The following is a 23,999-nucleotide window of genomic DNA, read 5'->3' as shown; positions in this document are numbered from 1 at the left end:
GCCACGATGAAGCGTCCTGAACCGAAGAACCTGTCCACCAAGGCGTGCCGCCTGCTGCGCCCGACGGCACTGGCCGGCACGCTCGCCCTGGTCTGCGGCCTGGCGTGGGCACAGGTCGGATACCAGAACAGCGGCCCCGTCATTGGCGATGACGTCATGTACTCGATCGGCGGCGGCAGCGCGGTGTCCATGGGCCGCGCGGCCGGCATGCGCTCCATCGGGGTCGGTGTGGGGTGGAACAGCAACCTGATCTGCGGCGACATGAGCATCCAGACCACGCTGCGCAATCAGCTCAACGGCATCACGAACGGCTTTCAGCAGATCATGAGCAACGTAATCCAGAGCGCCACCAGCGCGGTAGCGTCCCTGCCGGCGCTGATCATTCAGCGCGCCGATCCGGGCCTGTACAACCTGCTGACCAACGGCGTGCTGCAGGCGCGGCTGGACTTCGACCGCTCCAAGCTGACGTGCCGCGCCATGGCGGAGAAGATGGCCGAGACAGCGGGTGGCCAGCTTGGCTGGAGCCAGATGGCCGAAGGCATGGCCTTGCGTGACGCGGTTGGCAGCAACGATGCCGTGTCGGCCGTCGAGCAGGCCGAGACGCGCCGCGGCAACGACGGCGTGCCCTGGGTGGGTGGCAGCAATGCTGGTGGCGCAGGCCAGTCCGCCATCCGGGTGGTCGGCGACGTCACCCGCGCGGGCTACAACCTGGTCAACGGTCGTGGCGTGACGGACACATCCTCCATCGCGTCCGCCAGTTGTGCGAGCCTGTCCTGCCAGACCTGGACGTCGCCGCAGCAGGCGACCGAATGGGCCACGCGGGTCCTCGGAGAGCAGGTGCAGCGCACCTGCGACTCCTGCACCAAGACCGAGACGGTGCCCGGCGTCGGGCTGACGCCGCTGATCCAGGAAGAGTACGAGGCGAAGCTGGAGGTCCTTCAGGAGCTGGTTTCCGGCACGCGCACTACCACCTTTGAGAACCTGCGCGAGGCTGGCAGCACGTCGCTGCCAATCACGCGTGGCGTGATCGAGGCGCTGCGCGACGAGCCGGACCAGGACCTTCTGGCGCGGCGCCTCGCGTCGGAGGTGGCGCTGTCGTCGGTGCTGGAAAAAGCGCTGCTGCTCCAGCGCACGCTGCTCACGGGCAAGAAGGAGCCCAACGTCGCAGCCAACGAACTCGCGGTCAAGGCCGTGAACCACGAGAGCGACACGCTCGACCGGGAGATCCGCAACCTGAAGACGGAGCTGGAGCTTCGGCGCGAGCTGGCAAACAACTCACCGATGGCCATCATCCAGCGGCACGGTACGCGCGCGGCAGGCTCGCGCGGCATCTACGAGGGTGATCCGGTACCCGACCGCCTCGACCAGTTGCAGAAGGGCAATCCAGGAGCCAGGCCATGAGCGCGGCGCGCATGACTTGGCGCCCCTTGCGCTGGCTGTTCAGCCGGCGCGCGGCGAAGGCGCTGCTGTGGACGGTGCTGATCGTTGCCGCCGCGGTCGCGGCCAACATCGCCGGCATCTACCTGGTCGGCAGCGTTGCCGGCTGGGAGCGGTGGCTCGCCGCCGCTGCGGGTTACTTATTCGTGTGGCGGCTGTGTCTATACGGGGCGACGGTGTACGGGTGGATCTGGATGCGCCGCCGGCTGCTGGTACGTGAGGACGACGCCCAGGCGCGGCACCGCCTGGTGCGCACCGAGATCGCAGGCGTCGTCGCCATCGTGGCGCTGGAAGCCAGCCTGTTGATGCAGGGCTGAGAGGAGATTCGGGCCATGACTCTGTTCACGACCGACTACCTGGAGTATTACCTTACGCTGGTGTCCTGGATCGTCAACAACGGCATCTGGGCCGTGCTGGTATCCAGCGGCGTCTTCGCGCTGCCTTTCGTGGCGATCATCGTGCAGGAGTGGTTGAAGGCCCGTGCAGAAGGCGCCGACGAGGGCAATAAAGGCGTGCTGAGCGCCGCCCGCATCGAGAACCGGGTCTTCGTCGCCATCGTGGTGGTGATGTTCGCGGGCATCCCGTTCATCGACGTGGACCTCAACACCATCCAGTACGACAGCTCGCGCTCGGCGCAATGCCAGGTCAGTGTGCCGCAGCCCTCGAATACCGGCTGGTCGCAATCTTTCAGCACCATCAACAACCAGTCGGCGAAGGTGCCGGTGTGGTGGGCGTTCATGCACGCGCTCTCGCGCGCCGTCACGGGCGCTTCAGTGGCAGCGATCCCGTGCGGCACGGACCTGCGGCAGATGCGCATGGAGATCGACGCGACTCGCATTGACGACCCAGTGTTGGCTCAGGAAGTAGCGGATTTCTCGCGGGATTGCTATGGGGCTGCGCGGGCGAAATTGTTCATGCAGCGGCCTCAACTCGATGAGCAGCAGCTGCACGACGTAACCTGGATCGGCTCACGCTTCTTCACGGACACGAACGGCTACTACGACACATACCGTTCCAGCACCCCGCGCGAGGACTGGCCCTATGACAGCACGCGCGACGCAGGGCTTGCGCAGGTGGCCAGCGGCGGCGGCTATCCGACCTGCAGGCAATGGTGGGCCGATGGCAGCAATGGACTGCGGGCACGCTTGCTGGGTCAGGTGGACCCGAGCCTGCTCAATCGCCTGGCGGGCTGGGCTGGCTTCCTGAGCCGTGCCGAGGTGGACGATTCGGTGATCCGCGCGATCGCGTCACCGCGACAGCAGAAGCTGAACCAAGGCAGCGTCTATACGGACTACGGTGGCCAGATCGAAATGACCGACCCAAACATCATCACCCGGGCGGCGGCCGACGTAGGACTGGCGGTAGGCTCGCTGGGCTACTTCCCCTCCATGGATGCAATGCGCCAGGCTCTTCCGATGGTGCTGGCGCTCTTGAAGATGGCGCTGGTTGTCTGCATTCCGGTGGTGCTCATGGTTAGCACCTACAACCTGAAAACACTCGTGACGGTCAGCGTGGTGCAGTTTGCGCTGTTCTTCGTGGATTTCTGGTTCCAACTCGCGCGCTGGATCGACAGCACCATTCTGGACGCGCTCTACGGATGGGGCTGGGGATGGAACCGGCCGCATACGAATTTCGATCCGGTCATGGGCCTCAACAATGCCTTCGGAGACATGCTGTTGAATTTCGTCATGGCGACGATGTTCATCGTGCTGCCCTTGTTCTGGGTAACCGCCTTGGGATGGGCGGGCTACGCCGTGGGGGGCATGTTGCAAGGGCTTGCTGCTGGTACGGCAGGCGCCAAAGCGGCCGGCGGCAAAGCCGCCGACATGGCCTTTGGCGGCGCTATGAAGTGGGCATCGACACCCAGCAAGAGGAAGTAGTGCCTTGCTTCTTCGCTAGGTCTCATCAGATGGATCATGTGAATCTATCCGATACTCATCGTGGGTATAGAGGCCAAAACCGGCGTGCCCGTGCCGCCACTCTGGTTCGGGCGGCTCCCATTCGACGGTATCGTGCCCCCGGGCCACAAACACCAGCGCGACCAGCAGCAACGCCAGCCAGAAAGCAACGTAGAGCAGCAGCCCCAGGACAGCCAGTTTGCCGGCCCACAGCAGCGCGGCGGCGGCAGCCAACGGCACACCCTTGGACACCAACCAGTTCGACGCCCGACGTTCGCTGCGCGCATAGGCGCGCCACCCGCGGCCAAGGGCGCGGCCGAGGCGTTCCGCAGTGCTGATGCGGGTCGTGGTGCTCATGGTCGTCTCCTGCTACTGAGGGATGCCTATTCCAATTTGGTCCATTTCATTCTGCTGCGGGCTTCAAAGTGCTTCATGACGCTTCGTCATCCGGTTCCACCGGGCCGGGGTCAGGCTCCACGTCGACGCGATACGTGGCAACGAAGTGCGGCCAGTCCACATGGTCCACCAGGTCGATGTCATCGACAACGCCTACCTTTGCTGCCGCACGCTCGAACAGGGCGATGCTCTTGGCGGGATAGTTGTTGCGCGACGGATAGAGCACCCCGTCGAACAGCGCTTGGCCGTCGTCTCCGAGAATTGCATGCACCTGGGCGGACACTTGCTGCGTGTGCGTGTAGTCGCGGCTGGCCAACTGCTCCAGGTTCAGGCCGAAGTAGCCCGCCATGACGCCCGGCGCCGTGAGGTCGGCCAAGAGCACATCGTCCATCACGCCTACTGCGCGCACCATCCGGGCCTGGACTTCTTTCAGCGCGATCGAGCGCTTCGTGTCCGCAAGCCACTGGTGCTTATGAAACACCGACTCCATCAGCGCCGTGGGCAGGTCGCGCCCCAGGTAGAGCACGCCGTAGGCCCGCGCCGGGTCATCGTAGCGATTGGTGCTGCTGCGGCCATAGTACAGCGGGCTGCCCCGATAGACGACGCGGCTCACATGCTGGAGCAGTTCACCGGCATCGATCAGGAACGAAGGCAGCTCGTGGCTCATGGCGATCTCGCTTCAATGCACCTGAACGCCCAGTACGTTGAACACGGCATCGGCCACGTCATCGATCGTGCTGTGCGTCACCGCATCCACCGGCGAGCGGCCGCCCAAGCCTTCGAGCGGTTCGGACAGCGCGCGGTAGATCGTCCAGGGGTCGATGCCCTCGACCTCCTGAAGCACGGTTTGGGTCAACTGCTGCTTTACCGGGTCGAGCTGCCAGTCGGGCAGCTTCTGACCGCGCGGCCCCACGTTCAGCGCCAACAGCCGACGGGCGAGGATGTCCTTGTAGATCTGCTGGCGCGACTTGTCCGCCAGCTTGGCGTACTCGGGGATCGGCAGGTTATGCGGCTGGTTGAAGGCTTCCAGCAACACGGCGCGGCCTCGCTGGACGTCGGTTTCAGTCGGTGCCCAGCGCGTTTCGGTGCGCAGCGCGGCCGCCTTGCGTGCCAGGGCCTGCCCCACCGTCTCTCCGTCCAAGTTGGCGGGCAGCTTCACCGCCTCCACGCGCTCGTGAATGAAAGCCTGCAACTCGGCCGCGAAAGCCGGCGCATCCCGGATTTCGACGGTATCCGCGAAGCGGCGCACATCCTCCACCGTGACGCGCGGCAGGCGATCGGCAATGAATTCAATGGCATTGGGCATGGTGATCTCCCAGGCAGGTTTGAGACAGGATTCACTCTAGTCTCTATTGTCGCTTTTGTCAACTTTGTCGCCTTTCGAGAACCTGCCCGGCGGAAGCGGCGTCCACTCAGCATAGAGCGCGACCAGCACCGGCTCGCCGTCCAATCCATTCCACCGAGTTCCCCATTGACGCTGGAATCGCATCCCGTGCCCCGCTATACCGAAACGGTGAAAGGCCAGAGGGCCGAAATGGCAAGGGAACGGGGTGCAAGGGGAAAGGCCCTACCTCGAAAAGGCCAAAAGGCCTCCCGATCGGCCCGTCATCAGGACACCCACATGCTTTCCCTGTTCCAGCGAAAACGGCCCGCGGTCGCTACCGCTCCAACGCCACCACCCGCATCCGACCTCCCGAAAGGGTTGATGCGGCCCGAGTCGGCCGCATCGCTGCTGGCCACCCCGCGTCGGCAGAAGCTGCTGGAGCACATCTGGCAGCGCACGTCTCTGTCGCGCAAGCAGTTCGCCGTCCTGTACCGCGCGCCGCTGGAGCGCTACGCCGAACTGGTTCAGGCCTTCCCGGCTTCCGAATCGCATCATCATGCGTACCCGGGCGGGATGCTCGACCATGGCCTGGAGATCGTTGCCTATGCCCTCAAGCTGCGGCAGTCCCATCTGCTTCCCATCGGCGCAAGCCCCGAGGACCAAGCTGCGCAGGCTGAAGCCTGGACTGCTGCGGTCGCCTATGCCGCGTTGTTGCACGACATCGGCAAGATCGCCGTCGATCTGCACGTCGAACTGGCCGATGGCTCGCTGTGGCACCCGTGGTACGGTCCGCTGCACCAGCCGTACCGCTTCCGCTACCGCGACGATCGCGAATACCGCCTGCACAGCGCGGCGACGGGCTTGCTCTACCGCCAACTGCTGGACACCCAACTCCTGGACTGGCTCAGTGACTATCGCGACCTGTGGGGACCGCTGCTCTACGTCCTGGCCGGCCAGTACGAGCATGCCGGTGTGCTGGGCGAACTCGTGGTGCAGGCCGACCGCGCCTCCGTGGCCCAGGAACTGGGCGGCGATCCGGCGCGCGCCATGGCCGCGCCCAAGCACGCGCTGCAACGCAAGCTGCTTGACGGGTTGCGCTACCTGCTCAAGGAAGAGTTGAAGTTGAATCAGCCCGAGGCCTCCGATGGCTGGCTCACCGAGGATGCCTTGTGGCTGGTGAGCAAGACGGTCTCGGACAAGCTGCGCGCGCACCTGTTATCGCAGGGCATCGATGGCATCCCTGCGAACAACACCGCCGTCTTCAACGTGCTGCAGGACCACGGCATGTTGCAGCCCACACTGGACGGGAAGGCGGTCTGGCGGGCGACCGTGACCAGCAACGCCGGCTGGACCCACTCATTCACGCTGCTGCGCCTCGCACCTGCGCTGATCTGGGAGGCTGGCGAGCGACCGGCGCCGTTCGCCGGGACGGTAGCGATCGACACGTCACCTGTCGAGAAGCACGCCGCTGCGGCATCGTCGCCGGAGGTCGCGGCGAAACCGACCCCAGGAGGTCAGGAATCGCCGCCATGGGAAGGCGGCAGCGCTGCTGACCCAATTATCGCCCCCCTGGCTGAGGCCATGCCCGACGTCATGGAGGATCTGCTGACGATGGTAGGAATGGGCGATTCGTCCGCCACACAGCAGGATGAGTCAACCATCCCCACCGAACTCTCTGCCACACGCCCTGAAGCACCACCACCATCGATCGTGGCATCTTCACCCTCATCACCGGCGCCCGCGGCCACACCAGCAGCGACAACGGTGCAGCCATCTGGCGAGCACTTCATGGCATGGCTGAAACAGGGGATTGCCTCGCGTCGGCTCATCATCAATGACGCGAAGGCACTCGTGCATACCGTCAGCGATACCGCATACTTGGTCAGCCCAGGAGTGTTCCAGCGATACGCTCAAGAGCATCCGCAGTTGGCAGCCATTGCCCGCCAGGAAAAACTGGAGCCGTGGCAGTGGGCACAAAAGCGCTTCGAGAAGCTGGCCGCGCACCGCAAGCAGGCCAGCGGCCTGAACATCTGGACTTGTCACGTCTCAGGGCCGCGCAAATCGCGGCAGTTGCACGGCTACCTGTTGACGCAGCCCGGTGCGTTGTTCGAGCGAGTGCCGCCCAACAACCCCTACTTGTGCCTCTTCAACGAGGAGGCGGGGCGTGAAGTCTCGCTGGCTGCGAAATGAGGATATCCAGTGGGCGCGGTCCGGATGCCCGCTCTTCGGTGCACAGGTCAGAGCGTAACCCCATGGGAAATGCCCTGCTGCGCCGCCCGGTATCGTCCGGGGGTCATACCCGTCCAGTGGCGGAACGCGCGGTGGAAGACGGCAGGGGCACTGAAGCCCAAAGCATCGGATATCTCCTCCAGTGAGCTGTCGTTGCGCACAAGGTGGAGGATGGCCAGATCCCTGCGCAACTCATCCTTGATGCCCTGGAACGACAGCCCTTCCTGCTGCAGCTTGCGCATCAATGTCCGCGAGGACATGTGCAGCCGGCTGGAAACATCGTCCAGCGTCCGTCCGAGATCCACATGCAGCAGCTCACGCACCTTCAGCCGGAGGGCGTGCTGGTGGTAGGAGGTGAAAATCCAGTCGCGCGGCGCCCGCTCCAGGAAGCTGCGCGCGTCGGACGCGCTGCGTTTCGGCCGGACCTTTGCGAGTTCGGCGTGAAAGGTGATCTGAGAGAGGGGTCCGCAGAAATCGATCGGGGCCGGAAACAGGATCGAATAGTCGGCTGCAAATGATGGGCGTGGAAAAGCGAAGGCCACACTGCGCACCGGGACCTCTCGGCCGGCGAGCCATGACACGATGCCGTGCGTCAGCTTCAGCATCAGTGCGTGCCCGAATCGGTTCCCCCCCGCTTTGGAAGACCGCGGGACAAGTTCCAAGCGCAAGGAGGCGTCTGCCTTCGTGAGACTCAGCCTGTAGTCGTCCAGCAGCAGGTTCCAGACCTGCGTGAAGCGATACAGCGCTACCTCGATGCTTGGCGCGTCCATGACCGCTCGGACGATGTACTTCAAAGCGCCGGTCCGTATGGGCCGGCTCCACAGTCCCATCATTTCATCGCCGGTGGCAGCGGCGCTTCGTCGGTACAGCCCGACCAGTTGATCGTGCGTCAGACGCGAGCCGGGGTGGCTGATGAATGCCTTCACGATGCCGGCCTGCTGCAGGCAGCGATCCAGGGCCTGGTCCGAGCACAGCGAGCGCAGGCTGCGCAGCAGGTCCTCCACCAGATCGCATGAGACCGTGGCCGCCGCGACGGCATTTGGGCTCGCAGGAAGTCCTCTTGGCGGCCTGACGAGATTGTCAGTTTTTGCAAATTTCACGGCGCTATTGGCAATTGAGCCCAGCATCCCCGGTAAGTAATCTACGGGCATGGAAAAGGTAAAGGCCCCTCAATAGTATCGGCTGCGAGGTTCGACCGCGATTCCGGCGGTCTCTCTGCACTTCGCGCCCAGGCCAGGCTCAGTGCGCAAGAATTGGCAACATTGGCATAGATCCTCGGCCTTGAACGGATGGTCCGCTTCAGTGCGGGCCATGCCGTCACCGCAGCGGCGAGGCGGCCGATGCCTGCCGGACCGAGCATATCGACCTGCCCGCCGCAGACCACCATGTTCATGACCCACTGCAAGGAGAACTTCATGTCCGAGCCCATTCTGCTGACCTCCGAACAAGACAACATCGGCATCGTCACGCTCAACATGGCGCACAAGCGCAACGCGCTCAATGAGGAAGCGATCGCCGCCATCGACGCCTATTTCTCAGCGGTGCCCAGCCACATCCGGGCCATCCTCCTGACGGCCAAGGGCGATCACTTCTGTGCCGGCCTGGACCTCAAGGAACATCACGACAAGGCACGCAGCGGCGTCGAGTTCATGCGCGTCTGCCAGGGCTGGCACCGCGCGTTCGACAAGATCCAGCATGGCGGCATTCCCGTGGTCGCCTGCCTGCAGGGAGCGGTCGTGGGCGGCGGGCTGGAACTGGCCAGCGCAGCCCACGTGCGCGTTGCCGACAGCCGCACCTTCTTCGCACTGCCCGAGGGCACCCGAGGCATCTTCACGGGCGGCGGCGCCACGGTGCGCACTGCGCGGATCATCTCCGCCCCTCGCATGGTGGAGATGATGCTCACCGGACGGGTCCTCGATGCGCGGGAGGGCCGCGAACTGGGTTTGGCCCACTACGTATGCGACATCGCGAAAGGCGACACGCCCGCACCCGAGTTCGCCCTGACCCTCGCAAAGAAGATCGCGGGCAATGCGCCCCTTTCAAACTACGCCATCGTCAGCGCCATCAGCCGCATCGCCGACATGTCGGCCACGGACGGGCTGTTCACCGAGGGGCTGGTGATGGCCATGATCCAGCAGGGTGACGATGTGCAGGAGCGCCTGGGCGATTTCGTGAACAAGAAGGCGCACAAGGTCCAACTGAATGCTTGATCTTCAAGACGCGCGCTACCGGCCTCGGCCAGCGATGCGCGACCGCGTCATGGCTGGGCTCAGGTCACTTGCAAGGACCCCCTGGCGCCCATCAGCAACTCCACCACATCGGGTGCGTTGATGACGCTAAAACGCGGGTCCATCTGCGCGGCGGTCATACCGTTGTGGATCATGCACGAGCCGCAGATGGCAATGCGACCTCCCTTTTCCAAGAATTTCTCCAGCAGATCGGCAACGGGTTCGAAAGGCTTGCCGATGTCCAATCCAGCGGCCGCGCCGGGTTGTCCCAGTTCCACGGCTTCCACCATCAGGATGATGGTCGCCGTATGTCCCTTGAGCAGCGCGTTGAGCGCCATGATGAAGGTCACGGTCACCTTGTTGGGATTGCTTCTTCCGTCAAAAATGGTCGCAACGAAGTCGGTGGTCTGCATGGCTAGGTCCTTGTGATAAACAGCGACTGTGGGGATGCGAGTTGGAGGGTGCAAAGCTCTGGCACCGGATGCAGGCGGTCCGCGGCGCCGCACGACGGACCGGGCCCAGGCTACGGGGCGCTGGCCGGCGCGCCCGGAATGCTGGACAGCGCCGCGAACTCGTTGAAGGCGGCCACCGCGTTCGATGCGTACATCGCCGACGGACCCCCTCCCATATAGATGGCCACGCCCAGGGCCTCATGGACCTCCGCAGCCGTCGCGCCGAGCTTGACCAATGCCTTGGCATGAAAGCCGATGCAGCCATCGCACCGCGCGGCCACGCCGATCGCCAACGCGATCAGCTCTTTCGTCTTGGCGTCGAGTGCGCCGTCGGCGATCGCTGCCTTGCCCATCTCACCAAAACTCTTCATGACCTGCGGCACTCCCTTGTGCAGGGGCGCCAGGTGAGCCACCACGTCCTGCGTCAGTTGCCGGTAACTTGTCGTCATCGCGAACTCCTCATGGTTTTGGAACATCGAATATGAAACCGGGTTGACCCGCACGCTCGACCGGACCCAGACGGCTTCATGGCGCAGCGGCCGCCGCCGACTGCCGGCGGTTGCGCCAAGCCAGCCAACCCAGCAGGGCCAGCACGAGCGCGATGAGGGGCAGCATCAGGCCGTTGATGGTTTCCCAGCCCGAGGTGTTCAGCAGCCGGCCCGACCCGAACGAGGCGACGGCCACGGTGCCGAACACCAGGAAATCGTTGAGTGCCTGCACCTTGGCGCGCTCGGGCGCGGTGTAGCAGTCGGTCACCAGCGCCGTGGCGCCGATGAAGCCGAAATTCCAGCCCACGCCCAGCAGGATCAGCGAGCCCCAGAAGTGCAGAAGTTCGAGGCCGGCCAGGGCCAGCAGGCCAGAGGTGCCGATCAACACCAGTCCGCACGCCGTGATGGCGGTCTTGCCGAAACGCGCGATCAGGTGGCCGGTGAAGAAGCTCGGCGCAAACATGGCGAGCACGTGCCACTGGATGCCCAGCGCCGCCTCGCCCACGGTGTGGCCGCAACCCACCATGGCCATCGGCGCGGCCGTCATGATGAAAGCCATCAGGCCGTAGGACACGATGCCCGCCGTGACGGCCACGACGAAGCCTGGACTGCGCGCGATCACTGCCAGCGGGCGCGCCGCGCCCACGACGGCGGACGCCTGGGGCGGCGGCATGCGCAGCATCAGCAGCAGCGGCAAGGCCAGCAGCGCCAGGCCCGCCTGCCCGAGGAAGCTGCCAGCGAACGGCGCCATGGGCCAGGCGTCGCGCGTCCAGATGACGACCTGCGGGCCGATGACCGCGGCGATCAGGCCGCCGATCATGATGCGCGAGATGACGGTGGCGCGCTGCGGCGGCGGCACCGCATCGCTGGCCGCGAAGCGGTAGCTCTGCACGCACGCGCCGTAGAAGCCAGCCATCGCCGTGCCCACGCAGAAGGTCTCGAAACTGCCCCACAGGACGCCCAATGCGGCGATGAGCCCGGACACCGAACCCAGCAGCGCCCCCAACGCATAGGCCGCGCGCCGGCCCAGACGACGCATCAGCAGGGCCGCAGGGATGGTCGACAGCGCCAGCCCCAGGTTGTAGAGGCTGACCGGCAGTGTGGCCAGCGAAGGGTTGCTGGCCAGCATCTGACCCACGATGCCGCCCAGCGAAATGATGATGGGTGGCGCGGCGCCGCCCAGCGATTGGGCGGCCATCAGCAGGCCCACATTGCGGCGGGCATCTGTCGCAGCGGGCGGTGGCAGCGAAGCAGGTGGCGTCATGAACGAATCAGGAATGAGGTGTCAGGCGAACCCACGCCGCAGCATGAGAACACCGGCAGGAAGACCTGCCGCACTTCCTGCCTTCGAGGAAGTGCCTTGATATTTTATTAGCTTATGCTAAATTAGATACATGTTAAATACAAGCTGCCATGATGGTTGACAAGAAAGACCAGTCGTTTCTACAGGACGGCGCGGCCAAGGCTGCGGCCATGCTGCGGACGGTCGGCAATGAGCATCGCCTGCTCGTTCTCTGCCTGCTGATCGAGCATGGCGAGATGACCGTCGGTGCCCTGCACGAAAACGTGGCGCTGAGCCAGTCCGCCTTGTCCCAGCACCTGGCCAAGATGCGCGAGGAAGGCCTGGTGACCTATCGGCGAGAGTCGCAGACCCTGCACTACCGTATCGACAACCCCGACGTGGCCAAGCTCATCGCCACGCTCAAGGCCATCTTCTGTCCCTGATCCACCCTCGGAGGCCATTGCCATGTCCCTGAAATCCATCTCGCCCCAAGCTGCCAGCGAACTCATGAACCAGGGTGCCGTTCTGGTGGACATCCGTGCGGCGGACGAACATGCCCGTGAGCGCATCGCGCAGGCACGCCATGTGCCGATGGACCGCTTGCGAAGCGGCGGCCTGCCGCTCGACGGCGCTTCGGCAATCATCTTCCACTGCCGCTCGGGCAACCGGACGCGGGTGAACGCCCCGACGCTGGGGGCATGCACGGCCTGCGAGGCCTACGTGCTTGAAGGCGGGCTGGACGCCTGGAAGAAGGCCGGCCTGCCCGTCGTGGCGGACGCCTCTCAACCCCTGGAGCTGCAACGGCAGGTGCAGATTGTTGCGGGGTCCTTGATCGTGCTGGGTGCCGTGCTGGGCGCCACGATTTCGCCATGGTTCCATGTGCTTTCGGGCTTCGTGGGCGCGGGGCTGGTCTTCGCCGGTGTCTCGGGGTTCTGTGGGCTCGCGCGCGTGCTGATGCGCATGCCCTGGAACCGCCGCGCGCTGGCCGGCTGAGTCTACGGGTGGGGAAGCGATTTCTTCACTCGGCCGCCGGTCGGCAAGAACATGCGACGGCAAGTTTTTAATTTTGAGTTAATTCGACCCGGACACCATCTGGCATGTGAGAACGACCCACAAACATCCGATCAAGGGAGCTTGGGCGACAACAGACGGGTCATACATTCAGCGAGGCAAAGACACCGTGAAGATCGAACCCTTCTTTGACGAGGACACCAGCACCTTCAGCTACATCGTGCTGGACACGAAAAGCGGTCAGTGCGCCATCATCGACAGCGTGCTCGGCTACGATCCTAAATCCGGCCGCACCTCGCGCGCCGGCGCGGACCGCATGGCCGAGCGCGTGCGGGAACTGGGGGCGAGCGTCCAGTGGATTCTGGAGACGCATGTGCACGCAGATCACCTGAGCGCCGCGCCGTATCTCCATTCGTGCCTGGGCGGCCGAACCGGCATTGGGGCGAACATCCGTACCGTACAGCAGGTGTTCGGCCAGCTCTTCAACGCCGAGCCGGCCTTCGCGCGTGACGGCCGGCAGTTTGATCGTCTGTTCGACGACGGCGAGACCTTCATGCTCGGCACGCTGCAGGTGCGGGCCATGCATACCCCCGGCCATACGCCCGCTTGCATGACCTATCTGGTCCAGGACAACGCCACACCTGAAGCGCCTGCCGCAGCCTTCGTGGGCGACACGCTGTTCATGCCCGACTATGGCACGGCGCGTTGCGACTTTCCGGGTGGCGACGCGCGCACACTGTTCCGCTCGATCGGCCGCGTGCTGTCGCTGCCGCCGGAGACCGTGCTCTACATGTGCCACGACTACCGCCCCGGGGGGCGCGAGCTTCAATGGAAGACCACCGTGGCCGAGGAGCGTGCGCACAACATCCATGTGCGTGACGGCATCAGCGAGGATGACTTCGCGGCCACGCGCGAGCAGCGCGACGCCACGCTGGCGATGCCCGTGCTTCTGCTGCCCTCCGTGCAGGTGAACATGCGGGCCGGCGAGTTGCCGCCTGCCGAATCCAACGGCGTCCACTACCTCAAGATTCCCATCGATGCCCTCTGAGAGCGGCACCGACCGGCTGAAAGGACAATTTCCGGGCAGGAGACCCTCATGGACATCAAAGCCTTGGACCAGGGACTGGCCGTCAGCGGCCAGATCGCTGCCACCGACCTGCAGGCCATCGCCGAGGCTGGCTACCGCTCGGTGATCTGCAATCGGCCCGATGGAGAAGCGGGCGATCAGCCCGGCTTCAGCGAAATCGAGCAGGCCGCCCAGTCACTGGGTATGGCGGCGACCTACCTGCCCGTCGAGTCCGGCAAAGTGACCGACCAGCAGGCCCAGGCCTTCGGGACGCTGATGACGCAACTGCCCGGCCCGGTGTTCGCCTACTGCCGCACCGGCACGCGCTCGGCCACGCTGTGGGCGCTGAGCCAGGCGCAGCGTCAGCCGTTGGCCTCCATCCTCGAAGCCGCGCGCGGTGCCGGCTACGACCTGTCCGGCGTGGCCCGGCGCATCGCCAACGGCGGGCGCACACCCACCGAAGTCGTGGACGCCACGCATGACATCGTGATCGTCGGCGCGGGCGCGGCGGGCATCGCGGTGGCGTCCAGCCTGCTCGCGCGCAAGCCGGACGCGGACATCGCCGTCATCGACCCGGCGGATGTGCACTACTACCAGCCGGGGTGGACGATGGTGGGCGCGGGCATCTTTCCGCCTGCGCACACGGCGCGCACGATGGCGAGCGTGCTTCCGCGCGGCGTCAAGTGGATCAAGATGGCCGTCGCCGCGTTCGAGCCCGAGCGCGACGCCCTCGTGCTCGATGGCTGCCGCGTCGTCAAGTACCAGCAGCTCGTGGTCTGCCCGGGCCTGAAACTCGACTGGAACGGCATCGAGGGCCTACCTGAAACACTGGGCCGCAACGGCGTCACCTCCAACTACCGCTACGACCTCGCGCCCTACACCTGGGAACTGGTGCAGAACCTCAAGAGCGGCCAGGCCCTGTTCACGCAGCCGCCCATGCCCATCAAATGCGCGGGTGCGCCGCAGAAGGCGATGTACCTCTCGGCCGATCACTGGAAGCGGCAGGGCGTGCTCAAGAACATCCACATCGAGTTCTGCAACGCGGGAGGCGTGCTCTTCGGCGTGCCGGACTACGTGCCCGCGCTCATGGAGTACGTGAAGGCTTATGGCATCGATCTGCAATTCAGCAACCAGCTCGTGGCCGTCGATGGCGCAGCGCATGAAGCCACCTTCATCCGCACGAACGCCGACGGCACCAAGGAGCGCGTCACCCGTCCATTTGACCTGCTGCACGCCGTGCCGCCACAGAAGGCGCCGGACTTCATCCGAGTGAGCCCGCTGGCGGACGCTGCGGGCTGGGTGGACGTGGACCCGTCGAGCCTGCGCCACAAGAAGTACGCCAACGTCTTCGCACTCGGCGACTGCACCAACACCACCAATGCCAAGACTGCTGCGGCCGCACGCAAGCAGGCGCCGGTGGTCGCGCACAACCTGCTCGCCGCCCGGAGCGGGTCCACGCGCCTGGCCAGCTATGACGGCTATGGCTCCTGCCCGCTCACTGTCGAGCGCGGCAAGATCGTGCTGGCGGAATTTGCCTACGGCGGCAAGCTGGCGCCTTCGTTTCCGAAATGGTTCATCGACGGCAAGCGGCCGTCATCGCTGGCGTGGCTGCTGAAGGAACGCATCCTGCCGCCGGTCTATTGGGACGGCATGCTCAAGGGCCGCGAATGGCTCGCGCATCCTGTCCTCTCGGACGGGTGAGCCGCCGCATGCGTCATCGCCGGGACATGGGAAACCGACGCTCATAGTGCGGGCGAAAGGAGGAGCGGCATTCGGCCCTCCGAGCCTCAACAGCGGCTATCCCTGCCAGGGGAGACTGTCCTTCGGGATGCGGGTGGTTATAACGGATACGTGCGTCCACTGTGATTTCCTGGCACTAGGCGAACAAGCGATCGTCCCGCCCCCTGCCGATGCTGACCCCAGGCGCAGCGCCGGTGTCTGCCGCGAGGCGGCCGAGACCTTCGCGTCACGACGATTCGAATATCCGGGCCGACTGTATTTGGATCTCGCCATCCAGACAGTCCACGGTCAAAGAGCGCGGGGCACCTCGAAAAACACTCTTAACTTTCGCTTAATCGAGGCTGACCATCATTCCCGTGATTCACATGCGACATTCATAAAAACAATGCTGAGGCAAGCCCTGATGGAACACTATCGCCAACACCAGTGGTTGGCATCGGAACCAATTCGGATGGTTGCGCGCCATTTCTGGAGCGCCCATGAATGAAAGCCTAGGGTTTCTCCTTGCTCTGAGCTTTATCGTCTCGCTGGCGGCTCTGGGCGCGTTGATCTGGTCCATCGTGACGCGCCAGATCCATGCGGGAAAGAAGGAGGCTTCGACCATATTTCTGGAGGGCGAGGCCGGCTCCCCGGATGATCCATCTTCATTCGATGAAGGGGCGGCCGAGCATCGATTCGACGCCTTGCGTGCCGGCGTCGACGCCCCGGGTCGGAACGTCGTACTGGTCCTGTCCATCGCTTCCTTCCTGTTCCTGATCGTTGGCTCGCTGTTCGGGATGATCGCCTCGCTGAAGTTGCACTGGCCCGACTGGCTGGCGAGTCAGGCGTTCACCACCTTCGGGCGCGCGCGCACCGTCCATCTGAATCTGGTCGCGTACGGCTGGCTGTCCACAGGGGGCATAGCGGTCGCGCTCTGGATCATCCCTCGCATGTTTCATACGCCCCTGCGAAGGCCCGCAATGGCGATGGTGGGCGCGGTGCTGTGGGCCCTCGGCGTGGCGGCCGGTGCCATTGCCATTGCCAATGGATGGAGCGACGGCCTGGAGTGGCTCGAAATCCCATGGCAGATCGACATCGTCCTGGCCCTCGGCGGCTTCTTCATCGCATGGTCCGCCATCGCGACGACCCGAAAACGCAACGTTCACCACATCTACGTCAGCGGCTGGTACTACCTCGCGGGACTGGCATGGTTCCCCATTCTGTTCTTCATCGCGAATATCCCGGGCCTGCATTCAGGCGTGCAGCAAGCCACCACCAACTGGTGGTTCGCGCATAACGTGCTTGGCCTCTGGCTGACACCGCTGGGGCTGGGTGCTGCCTATTACCTGATTCCCAAGATCATCGGCAAGCCGATCTATTCGTATAGCGTTTCGCTGCTGGGCTTCTGGGGCCTTGCCTTGTTCTACAGCCAGGTGGGTATTCATCACCTGATCGGTGGGCCCGTGCCGACGTGGGTGGTCACGCTGTCGATCGTGCACAGCGTCATGATGTTCATTCCTGTCATCGCGGTGGCGATCAATCAGCACGTGACGGTCGCGCAGAATTTCTGGGCGTTCAAGGAGTCCATGGCGCTGCGCTTCGTGTCCACGGGCGCATTGATGTACACGGCCGCATCCTTCCAGGGATCGCTGGAGGCTGTACGGGCCATCAACTCGATCACCCACTTCACGCACTACACGGTGGGGCATGCGCACCTGGGAGCTTACGCATTCGTCTCCATCGTGCTGTTCGGCGCCTTCTACTATCTCTTGCCCTACCTGACGGGCAAGAACTGGCCCTGTCCGCGACTCATCGCCATCCACTATTGGCTGACGGTCCTGGGTTTTCTGATCTATTTCCTGTCATTGACCATCGGCGGTTTCCTGCAAGGCATGTCGCTGCTCGATCCACAGACCAGTTTCGCTGACATCACCCGCAACATCGTGCCGTATCTCGAAGGTCGATCGGTGGGCGGCGGCATGATGACGCTGGGACACTTCGTCTTTGCCTTCCATGCGATGGCCCTACTCTGGTCGAAACGGCGAGGTGACGCATGAACCGGCTGATTCCATTGTTCGTCGGCGCTGTCGGAATCTTGGTGTTCGCGACCGTCATGCTCGTGGTGCTCCCCGGCCTGCAGGTCCGTACGGTCCAGGCACCTGCGCAGTTGCAGAACTACACGATCGAACAGCTAAGAGGCCGTGCGCAGTACGTGGCCAATGGCTGTGTCTACTGTCACAGCCAGCAGCCTCGTTCGAGTGGCCAGACGCTGGCGGATCAGGCCCGGGGCTGGGGAAGGCCGTCCACGCCGGGCGACTACGCCTACGACGCTCCCCAACTGCTCGGGACGATGCGCACCGGCCCCGATTTGCTGAATGTCGGGGTGCGCCTGCCGAGCCGGGACTGGCAATTGACCCACCTGTACCAGCCCAGGGCCATCTTCGACTGGAGCATCATGCCTTCGTACCCCTTCCTCTTCGAGGTCAAGGAGAAGGCCGCGCCCGGCGAGGTCGTGGTCAAGTTGCCGCAGGAGTACCGTCCCGCGGACGGGAAAGTGGTGGTGGCCCGACAGGAGGCGCTCGACCTGGTCGCGTACCTGTTGAGCCTGGACCGTTCCTACCCCGTCAGCGCCAAAGAGGCGACATTGCGTGATCGTGGCTACGATCCGAAAACTCAGAAGGGCCCGCGTCAATGAGGGGCGAGATGAAATCCGAGCTGAGCGGCAAGGGGCGTCGTGTTCAAGACGTAGACCCGACATTCGACCCCTGGGAGCAATCGCGTCCCATTCCCTTGTTTGTGCTGGCCATCTTCCTGGCGCTGGCGATCTGGGGCGCTTTGAGCTACATCGCCGACCTGGCGCCGAATCGCGGGGCGGCGATTGGCGGGACCGTTGCGCCGAAGCAGCAGGCGCCCGCAGTTCCCGATGACGCGCCGGTGCTCGTCTTTCAGGGCAACGACATCGTCTGGGCCTGCGCGTCATGTCACGGCGACCACGGTGCTGGCGCGGGGCTGACGCCCGCGCTGGCCGGCCTGTCCGAAGCCTACATCGCGAAGCAACTCCACGACTTCGCTACCGGAAGCCGCCCCAACGAGTCCATGCGGTACGTGGCCAGTGCAATGAGCGCCGAGGAGATCGGGCAAGTCTCGGCCTATTACGCTGCGCTGCCGCACGTTGCCGGGCCGCCCGTCGATCTGGGCGGAGACGCGGCGCGTGGAGAGGCACTGAGCCGAACGGGCGACTGGAAAAAGGATATCCCGGCGTGCGTGACCTGTCATGGCCAGCAGGGTGAGGGTGTCGGCGGCCATTTCCCTGCGCTGGCGGGTCAGCAGCCCGAGTACATCTTCCACCAGTTGGTCTCATGGAAAGGCGGCCATCGCCACAATTCGCCGCAATCCTTGATGGATGACATCGCGTCGCGCATGTCGGACCAAGACATGCGCGATGTGGCTCAGTATTTCGGATCTTTGCGTCCGGGCAGCAAAGGAGGCAATCATGACGAACAACGGTGATCGCCGCTCTGCGCACACGGGGACACTCCGGCGTGCCGGTTATGCTGCGGCGCTGGGTCTCCTGCTGTTTTCGGCAGGTTACGGCGTCTACGAGAGCGGCGTGATGGGGTATCTGTACAGCGCGATCAGCGGCAAAACGGTCACGATTCCTTCGGCCGCGCCCTATTCGAGAGCAGATATGGAAGCTGCTCGCAAGGCCTACGCAAAAGACGCCAAGGCGTCTCCGCCCGGTATGCCCGTCGGTGCGGACGGCTACTACCTCCCGCCTGCGGAGGATGACATTCCGAAAGGACCCTATGGCGATGCCATCCGGCGAGGAATGAAAATCTTCACCGACACTGGCGCCATGGTCAAAGACCACGTGGGCAATTCGCTGGCCTGCGCGAACTGCCACCTCGACTCGGGACGGCGAGAGAATGCCGCACCGATGTGGGCGGCCTATGCGTCCTACCCCGCTTTTCGCAGCAAGACCGGGACCATCAGCACGCTCGAAGACCGGATCATGGGCTGTTTCACCTATTCGATGAACGCCCAGGCGTCGTCCTCCGGGAAACCGCCGCCCGCTGGCAGCGATGTGTACCGCGATCTCATGACCTATATGGCCTGGATGGCCGATGGGCTGCCCGCCGGCAACAAGCCGCGCGGAGCGCTCTATCCCAAGGTGCCGAAACCAAAGGACGACTACGACGTGGGCCGAGGTCTGGCGGTCTATCAACAAAATTGCGCACTGTGCCATGGTCCTGATGGACAGGGCACGCGGGAGGAAAACGGCAAGATGAGATTTCCCCCGCTTTGGGGACCCGAGTCGTACAACTGGGGCGCCGGCATGGCCCGCATCGATACTGCAGCGGGCTTTATCTGGGCGAACATGCCGCTTGGAAAGCCATACAGTCTGACAGAACAGGAGGCCTGGGACGTGGCGGCATTCATCAACAGCCACGAACGCCCCAAGGACACACGCCAGACCGGAACCGTGGCTGAGGCGCTGGAGAAATACCACGAAGGTGAGCAAAGCTACTACGGGAAGGTCGTGGGCGGAAAACTGCTTGGGGTTGGAACGGATGCCAAGAGCGGACCGTAGTTCCGGTGGGGATTTCGACTATGAGCAGGCCCGTGTGGCGGGCCGGATGGTGTTTTTCGTAGACGGGCTTTGGTGCGTGAGCTGTGCGATGGCCTTGCAGCGCGTCCTGCAGCGTGTGCCCGGCGTGGTCTCGGCGACGGTGAATTTCACCTCCGGTTCGGCGCTGGTGACCTGGGTCCCGGAGTCGATCGACTTCCCCTTGCTGCTGCGAAAGGCCGAGGGTCTGGGCTACGCACTGTCCCCGTTGAAAGGCAGCGACGAGCTGGAAGCGGCCCTGCAGCGGCAGGCCAGGAAGATCCGCTTGCAGTTGACCGTCGCGGTCGTCTTCGGGATGTGGAGCATGCTGGGCTCATGGGTGCTTTACCTGAACGCCGACGAGGCGGCGGCGCTCGTCATCGCCTGGGCCAGCGTCGTAGCAAGCCTTCCCGTCGTCGGATATTCGGCGTGGGATTTCTACCGCGCCGCCGCCCGTTCGCTGCGCGCCGGGATCGCAGGGATGGACGTCTTTGCCTCTGTTGCTGTCCTTGGCTCCCTCTTTGTGTCGGTCGGGTCCCTGGCCATGGGGTCCGTGGCGATTTACACCGACGCCGCCACCATGTTGATCACTTTTCTGCTGATCGGAAGATTGATCGAAATCCATGCCCGGCAGGAGAGCGGACTTGCCGTACAAGCATTGCGCAGCCTTGCGCCGGAAACCGCGACGAAGCTGACTTCTGCCGGCGGCGAAAAGGCCGAGAGCACCGTCCTGCTGGCAGAGCTCGCGCCCGGTGATACCGTTTTGATACGCGCCAACGAGCGCATCGCGGTCGATGGCATCGTCGTAGCGGGACAGTCGGCCGTCGATCTCTCGCTGCTGCAAGGCGAGTCCGCGCCTCGCAGCGTTCAGCCTGGCGAACGGGTCTTCGCCGGGTCCGTGAACCTGCGCGGACCTCTGACGGTCCACGTGACCGCCGGTGCGGGGGACCGACGATTGGACGTGCTCGGCCTGCGCATGCTTGAGCTGTTTGGCGCTCGTTCGTCGTTGTCCGAGACGGCCGAGCGCTTCGTCCGGATACTGCTCCCGGTCGTGGTGACGGCATCTCTGCTCGCCTTCGTCCATTACCTGTGGAACGGCTCAAGCGCAGACCAGGCGTTGCTCGGTGCGCTGAGCCTTCTGGTCGCAGCCTGCCCTTGCGCGGTCGGTCTGGCGATGCCGCTGGCCTACGCCTTTACCTGCCGCGAGGCCGCGCGGCGCGGCGTCCTCCTGAGAGACTCCGCGAGCGTCGAAGCGCTCGCCAGGGCAAGGATCATGGCGTTCGACAAGACCGGCACATTGACGTGCGGTCAGATGCGTATCGTCAGCATCCAGACGCGGCACGGGGGGGCCGAACAGGACCTCATCGACCTTGCGGCAAGGGCCGAGGCCGGCGTCGCGCACCCCATTGCACACGCGGTGGTCCTCGCGGCCCGGCAGTCTGGAATGAGCAGCGCGTGCGAGCCCGACGGATGCCAGGTGACGGCGTGCGCGAAAGGCGTGACGATGCATGTCCCCGGCGGCGAGACCGTGTGGGTGGGTGAAAGGCATTGGCTGCTCGCCGCGGGAGTCGAGGGCATGCCGCCGGAAGATGGCCTGCCAGGGCTGGTACACGTAGCCAATGGCCGGGATTGGCTCGGCTCCTTGCGTCTGCAGGATGCCCCTCGCGACGACGCCCGTTCGTCACTGCAGCGGTTACGTGCGCAGGGATTGAAACTCTGGTTGCTGACCGGGGATTCCAGCGCAGCGTCCGAACGCCTGACGGCTGACCTGGGCATAGACTTCGACCGGGTCGAGGCCGATTGCTCTCCGGAAGAAAAAGCCGACATCGTGGCAAAGAGCCCAGCGCCTGTCGCATTCGTGGGCGACGGCGCCAACGATGGCCTGGTCCTGGCCCAGGCAGCCTGCGGAATCGCCATCCCAGGATCGAGTTCCGTGGCTGTTTCCGCAGCCGGGGTGGTGATCGCGCACGGCAGCGTGGGCGCTGTCGTCGAGACCCGTGAGTTGGCTCGCAAGTTTGATCGCATCGTCCGGCAGAATCTCGCATTTTCCGTCGTGTACAACCTCGCCGTGATTGTCGTGCTGTTCGAAGCAGGCGTGACGCCCTTTGCCGCCGCGCTCGCCATGCTGGCCAGCAGCGCGTCGGTGCTCCTGAACACCTGCAGGCTGCTGCAGGGCCGCGTCGTCTGTGACAAGTCGATGCAGGCCAAGCCGGCTGCGTCCTGAAAGGAGCACTGGAATGCTCAGGCTGTGAGCAGGCTTGCGCGGTGGCGAAATGCCGCGACCTTGGCGTTTGCCGGTAGCGCACATGCGTTGACGTTCGCCCCGGATCCGTTGCCCCAGTGGTCGCTGCCCATCGTTCAAATCCTCGCGCTGGCGGTGCTGGCACGCGCCAGCTTTGCCGCCGAGCGCGGCCGGCAGGCATTCCTTCGCGGATGGGCGTTCGGCTTCGTCAATTTTGCGGTCGGCTTGTACTGGCTGTTCATCAGCATCCATGACTACGGTGGTTTGTCCGCGCCACTGGCCGGTGCGAGCGTCGTGGCGCTGTCTGCCTTTCTCGCGCTGTTTCCCGCTCTTGCCTGCGCGATCAGCAAGTGGCTGCAGTCTCGCACTCGGCGGGGAGCAGCGCTGTCACAAGTGCTGGTCTGGTCAGCTGTCTGGGCCGCCTCGGAATGGCTGCGCGGCGTGCTGTTCTCGGGCTTTCCGTGGCTGAACATTGGCTACGCCCATGTGGACAGCCCCTTGGTCGGCTGGGCGCCGTTGCTGGGCGTGCATGGCGTCGCGCTGCTCGCGGCGTGCGCCTCGGGGACCGTGGCGTTCCTGTCGCGTCCGGCCGCGGCTTCCATGCGCTCGAACGTGTCTTTGCTGGCGACGGTGCTGATCCTGATCGCCACGGGATGGACACTTACTCGCCTCGATTGGTCGACGGCCGAAGGCGAGCCGCTGCATCTGAGGCTAGTGCAGGGAAACATCGATCAATCGCAGAAGTTCGACCCGACCCTGCTTGAAGACGGCATCGCCAGTCACTTGCGGCTGGCCGCACAGCCACCGGGCCCCGGAGAGCCGCATCCGGACCTGATCGTCTTGCCAGAGACCGTCGTGCCCGTATTCCAAGACCAGCTCGACCCGATGATTTGGAAAACCTGGCTCGACGTAGCGGCGAACCAGCGCAGCACGATCGCGATGGGCGTCCCTTTGCACAGCATGGCGGCCGACGGCAGTTCGCGCTACACCAACAGCGCCATCGGCTTCGACTCCGGCACGCCGTTGCAGCAGCTTGTCGACGCCTCCGTGCCGCTACGCTACGACAAGCACCACCTCGTGCCCTGGGGCGAATATGTACCGGCTGGGTTCGAGTGGTTCACGCGGATGCTGAAAATGCCGCTGGGTGACTTCGATCGTGGAGCCCCGGTCCAGAGACCATTCTCGGTGAATGATCAGCATTTGGCGTTCAACATTTGCTACGAGGATGTTTTCGGTTCCGAGCTGCTCCCGTCGCTCCTGCCGACCCCAGGCGCAGGACCCGGCGCGAGCGTGCTCGTGAACTTGAGCAACCTCGCTTGGTTCGGCCAGACCTGGGCGCTTCGCCAGCATCTGCAGATCGGGCGGTTGCGCAGCATCGAGACCGCTCGGCCTATGGTGACCTCCACGAATACAGGCATCACGGCCTCGATCGATCCGAAAGGACGGGTCGTTGCCGCTCTGCCGCCACATCGGCCGGGCGTGTTGTCCGCGACCGTACAAGGCATGAGCGGCCTGACGCCGTATGTTCGCTATGGCGACCAGCCGGTCCTGTTGCTGGTAGGGATAGTATTGGCTGCTCTCGTACGGCGCCCGACCCCACGGTAGTCGCAAGAGCGGCAGC

22 protein-coding genes are annotated in these 23,999 nt (G+C 64.4%); 15 read left to right on the top strand and 7 right to left on the bottom strand.

What is annotated here, in order from left to right; genetic code table 11:
• Positions 1–6 precede the first annotated feature (6 nt).
• The 3 genes from F7Q96_RS10795 to F7Q96_RS10785 are packed head-to-tail and all read left to right on the top strand — an operon-like array spanning position 7 to position 3,317.
• On the top strand, positions 7–1,401 hold the full coding sequence (locus tag F7Q96_RS10795) for an integrating conjugative element protein (protein ID WP_003149765.1): 1,395 nt from the start codon (positions 7–9) through the stop codon (positions 1,399–1,401).
• Positions 1,398–1,754 (top strand): hypothetical protein, encoded by a 357-nt coding sequence (locus F7Q96_RS10790; protein ID WP_003149767.1) that lies wholly within the window; start codon positions 1,398–1,400, stop codon positions 1,752–1,754. Before F7Q96_RS10795 ends, F7Q96_RS10790 begins: the two co-directional genes overlap by 4 nt.
• Positions 1,755–1,769: 15 nt before the next feature.
• Positions 1,770–3,317, top strand: a complete 1,548-nt coding sequence (locus F7Q96_RS10785) for a conjugal transfer protein TraG N-terminal domain-containing protein (RefSeq protein ID WP_004350620.1) — start codon at positions 1,770–1,772, stop codon at positions 3,315–3,317.
• A gap of 15 nt (positions 3,318–3,332) precedes the next feature.
• Here F7Q96_RS10785 and F7Q96_RS10780 read toward each other — a convergent pair whose 3' ends face one another.
• The 3 genes from F7Q96_RS10780 to F7Q96_RS10770 form a co-directional block, all read right to left on the bottom strand.
• Entirely contained in the window at positions 3,333–3,692 is a 360-nt protein-coding gene (locus tag F7Q96_RS10780; protein ID WP_003149770.1) for a DUF3742 family protein, read from the bottom strand.
• A 73-nt stretch (positions 3,693–3,765) separates the two neighbouring features.
• Positions 3,766–4,398, bottom strand: coding sequence for an RES family NAD+ phosphorylase (locus tag F7Q96_RS10775; RefSeq protein WP_003149772.1), 633 nt, complete (start codon positions 4,396–4,398; stop codon positions 3,766–3,768).
• A gap of 12 nt (positions 4,399–4,410) precedes the next feature.
• Positions 4,411–5,037 carry a hypothetical protein gene (locus F7Q96_RS10770; protein ID WP_003149774.1) on the bottom strand — a complete coding sequence of 209 codons (627 nt, stop codon included), beginning with the start codon at positions 5,035–5,037 and terminating at the stop codon, positions 4,411–4,413.
• A gap of 315 nt (positions 5,038–5,352) precedes the next feature.
• On the opposite strand from F7Q96_RS10770, the gene mobH reads away from it, so the two are divergent.
• The gene (mobH, locus tag F7Q96_RS10765) at positions 5,353–7,245 is read left to right on the top strand and encodes a MobH family relaxase (RefSeq protein WP_004350623.1); all 1,893 of its coding nucleotides are present in this window, start codon (positions 5,353–5,355) and stop codon (positions 7,243–7,245) included.
• A 47-nt stretch (positions 7,246–7,292) separates the two neighbouring features.
• Here mobH and F7Q96_RS10760 read toward each other — a convergent pair whose 3' ends face one another.
• Positions 7,293–8,288, bottom strand: a complete 996-nt coding sequence (locus F7Q96_RS10760; protein WP_004350625.1) for an AraC family transcriptional regulator — start codon at positions 8,286–8,288, stop codon at positions 7,293–7,295.
• Positions 8,289–8,699: 411 nt separating this feature from the next.
• Here F7Q96_RS10760 and F7Q96_RS10755 point away from each other — a divergent pair, with 411 nt between their 5' ends.
• Positions 8,700–9,494 (top strand): crotonase/enoyl-CoA hydratase family protein, encoded by a 795-nt coding sequence (locus F7Q96_RS10755; RefSeq protein WP_004350627.1) that lies wholly within the window; start codon positions 8,700–8,702, stop codon positions 9,492–9,494.
• A gap of 59 nt (positions 9,495–9,553) precedes the next feature.
• Here F7Q96_RS10755 and F7Q96_RS10750 read toward each other — a convergent pair whose 3' ends face one another.
• The 3 genes from F7Q96_RS10750 to F7Q96_RS10740 form a co-directional block, all read right to left on the bottom strand.
• Positions 9,554–9,925, bottom strand: coding sequence for a DsrE family protein (locus tag F7Q96_RS10750; protein WP_003149783.1), 372 nt, complete (start codon positions 9,923–9,925; stop codon positions 9,554–9,556).
• A 110-nt stretch (positions 9,926–10,035) separates the two neighbouring features.
• Complete coding sequence (locus F7Q96_RS10745) at positions 10,036–10,413, bottom strand: carboxymuconolactone decarboxylase family protein (RefSeq protein WP_004350630.1); 378 nt, start codon at positions 10,411–10,413, stop codon at positions 10,036–10,038.
• Positions 10,414–10,489: 76 nt separating this feature from the next.
• A complete protein-coding gene (locus tag F7Q96_RS10740) occupies positions 10,490–11,716 on the bottom strand; it encodes an MFS transporter (protein ID WP_004350634.1) in 1,227 nt (408 codons plus the stop codon).
• A gap of 149 nt (positions 11,717–11,865) precedes the next feature.
• Here F7Q96_RS10740 and F7Q96_RS10735 point away from each other — a divergent pair, with 149 nt between their 5' ends.
• From F7Q96_RS10735 to lnt, 10 genes are all read left to right on the top strand, one after another.
• Positions 11,866–12,177 (top strand): ArsR/SmtB family transcription factor, encoded by a 312-nt coding sequence (locus F7Q96_RS10735; protein ID WP_003149789.1) that lies wholly within the window; start codon positions 11,866–11,868, stop codon positions 12,175–12,177.
• 22 nt (positions 12,178–12,199) lie between these two features.
• Positions 12,200–12,727, top strand: a complete 528-nt coding sequence (locus F7Q96_RS10730) for a rhodanese family protein (RefSeq protein WP_004350638.1) — start codon at positions 12,200–12,202, stop codon at positions 12,725–12,727.
• Positions 12,728–12,914: 187 nt separating this feature from the next.
• Entirely contained in the window at positions 12,915–13,793 is an 879-nt protein-coding gene (locus tag F7Q96_RS10725; protein WP_003149790.1) for an MBL fold metallo-hydrolase, read from the top strand.
• A 48-nt stretch (positions 13,794–13,841) separates the two neighbouring features.
• Entirely contained in the window at positions 13,842–15,512 is a 1,671-nt protein-coding gene (locus tag F7Q96_RS10720) for a bifunctional protein tyrosine phosphatase family protein/NAD(P)/FAD-dependent oxidoreductase (RefSeq protein WP_004350643.1), read from the top strand.
• A 518-nt stretch (positions 15,513–16,030) separates the two neighbouring features.
• On the top strand, positions 16,031–17,587 hold the full coding sequence (locus tag F7Q96_RS10715) for a cbb3-type cytochrome c oxidase subunit I (protein ID WP_003149798.1): 1,557 nt from the start codon (positions 16,031–16,033) through the stop codon (positions 17,585–17,587).
• A complete protein-coding gene (locus tag F7Q96_RS10710) occupies positions 17,584–18,225 on the top strand; it encodes a cbb3-type cytochrome c oxidase subunit II (RefSeq protein ID WP_003149800.1) in 642 nt (213 codons plus the stop codon). The genes F7Q96_RS10715 and F7Q96_RS10710 overlap by 4 nt, the downstream gene beginning before the upstream one ends.
• An 8-nt stretch (positions 18,226–18,233) precedes the next feature.
• Positions 18,234–19,040 carry a c-type cytochrome gene (locus F7Q96_RS10705; protein WP_023120493.1) on the top strand — a complete coding sequence of 269 codons (807 nt, stop codon included), beginning with the start codon at positions 18,234–18,236 and terminating at the stop codon, positions 19,038–19,040.
• Positions 19,024–20,121, top strand: coding sequence for a c-type cytochrome (locus F7Q96_RS10700; RefSeq protein WP_004350647.1), 1,098 nt, complete (start codon positions 19,024–19,026; stop codon positions 20,119–20,121). The genes F7Q96_RS10705 and F7Q96_RS10700 overlap by 17 nt, the downstream gene beginning before the upstream one ends.
• Positions 20,102–22,360 carry a heavy metal translocating P-type ATPase gene (locus F7Q96_RS10695; protein WP_011517003.1) on the top strand — a complete coding sequence of 753 codons (2,259 nt, stop codon included), beginning with the start codon at positions 20,102–20,104 and terminating at the stop codon, positions 22,358–22,360. The genes F7Q96_RS10700 and F7Q96_RS10695 overlap by 20 nt, the downstream gene beginning before the upstream one ends.
• Positions 22,361–22,384: 24 nt before the next feature.
• On the top strand, positions 22,385–23,983 hold the full coding sequence (lnt, locus tag F7Q96_RS10690) for an apolipoprotein N-acyltransferase (protein WP_003149811.1): 1,599 nt from the start codon (positions 22,385–22,387) through the stop codon (positions 23,981–23,983).
• Positions 23,984–23,999 lie beyond the last annotated feature (16 nt).

It is taken from the genome of Cupriavidus gilardii (assembly GCF_008801915.1).
Classification (GTDB): domain Bacteria; phylum Pseudomonadota; class Gammaproteobacteria; order Burkholderiales; family Burkholderiaceae; genus Cupriavidus; species Cupriavidus gilardii.
The sequence above is the reverse complement of the archived record's forward strand: the minus strand, read 5'-3'. Positions and strand labels throughout refer to the sequence as shown.

Bases quoted from the DNA above. Each gene is read 5' to 3' on its own strand.
- F7Q96_RS10795 (WP_003149765.1), top strand. From the start codon at position 7: ATGAAGCGTCCTGAACCGAAGAACCTGTCCACCAAGGCGTGCCGCCTG.
- F7Q96_RS10790 (WP_003149767.1), top strand. From the start codon at position 1,398: ATGAGCGCGGCGCGCATGACTTGGCGCCCCTTGCGCTGGCTGTTCAGC.
- F7Q96_RS10785 (WP_004350620.1), top strand. From the start codon at position 1,770: ATGACTCTGTTCACGACCGACTACCTGGAGTATTACCTTACGCTGGTG.
- F7Q96_RS10780 (WP_003149770.1), bottom strand. From the start codon at position 3,692: ATGAGCACCACGACCCGCATCAGCACTGCGGAACGCCTCGGCCGCGCC.
- F7Q96_RS10775 (WP_003149772.1), bottom strand. From the start codon at position 4,398: ATGAGCCACGAGCTGCCTTCGTTCCTGATCGATGCCGGTGAACTGCTC.
- F7Q96_RS10770 (WP_003149774.1), bottom strand. From the start codon at position 5,037: ATGCCCAATGCCATTGAATTCATTGCCGATCGCCTGCCGCGCGTCACG.
- mobH (WP_004350623.1), top strand. From the start codon at position 5,353: ATGCTTTCCCTGTTCCAGCGAAAACGGCCCGCGGTCGCTACCGCTCCA.
- F7Q96_RS10755 (WP_004350627.1), top strand. From the start codon at position 8,700: ATGTCCGAGCCCATTCTGCTGACCTCCGAACAAGACAACATCGGCATC.
- F7Q96_RS10750 (WP_003149783.1), bottom strand. From the start codon at position 9,925: ATGCAGACCACCGACTTCGTTGCGACCATTTTTGACGGAAGAAGCAAT.
- F7Q96_RS10745 (WP_004350630.1), bottom strand. From the start codon at position 10,413: ATGACGACAAGTTACCGGCAACTGACGCAGGACGTGGTGGCTCACCTG.
- F7Q96_RS10740 (WP_004350634.1), bottom strand. From the start codon at position 11,716: ATGACGCCACCTGCTTCGCTGCCACCGCCCGCTGCGACAGATGCCCGC.
- F7Q96_RS10735 (WP_003149789.1), top strand. From the start codon at position 11,866: ATGATGGTTGACAAGAAAGACCAGTCGTTTCTACAGGACGGCGCGGCC.
- F7Q96_RS10730 (WP_004350638.1), top strand. From the start codon at position 12,200: ATGTCCCTGAAATCCATCTCGCCCCAAGCTGCCAGCGAACTCATGAAC.
- F7Q96_RS10720 (WP_004350643.1), top strand. From the start codon at position 13,842: ATGGACATCAAAGCCTTGGACCAGGGACTGGCCGTCAGCGGCCAGATC.
- F7Q96_RS10715 (WP_003149798.1), top strand. From the start codon at position 16,031: ATGAATGAAAGCCTAGGGTTTCTCCTTGCTCTGAGCTTTATCGTCTCG.
- F7Q96_RS10710 (WP_003149800.1), top strand. From the start codon at position 17,584: ATGAACCGGCTGATTCCATTGTTCGTCGGCGCTGTCGGAATCTTGGTG.
- F7Q96_RS10705 (WP_023120493.1), top strand. From the start codon at position 18,234: ATGAAATCCGAGCTGAGCGGCAAGGGGCGTCGTGTTCAAGACGTAGAC.
- F7Q96_RS10700 (WP_004350647.1), top strand. From the start codon at position 19,024: ATGACGAACAACGGTGATCGCCGCTCTGCGCACACGGGGACACTCCGG.
- F7Q96_RS10695 (WP_011517003.1), top strand. From the start codon at position 20,102: ATGCCAAGAGCGGACCGTAGTTCCGGTGGGGATTTCGACTATGAGCAG.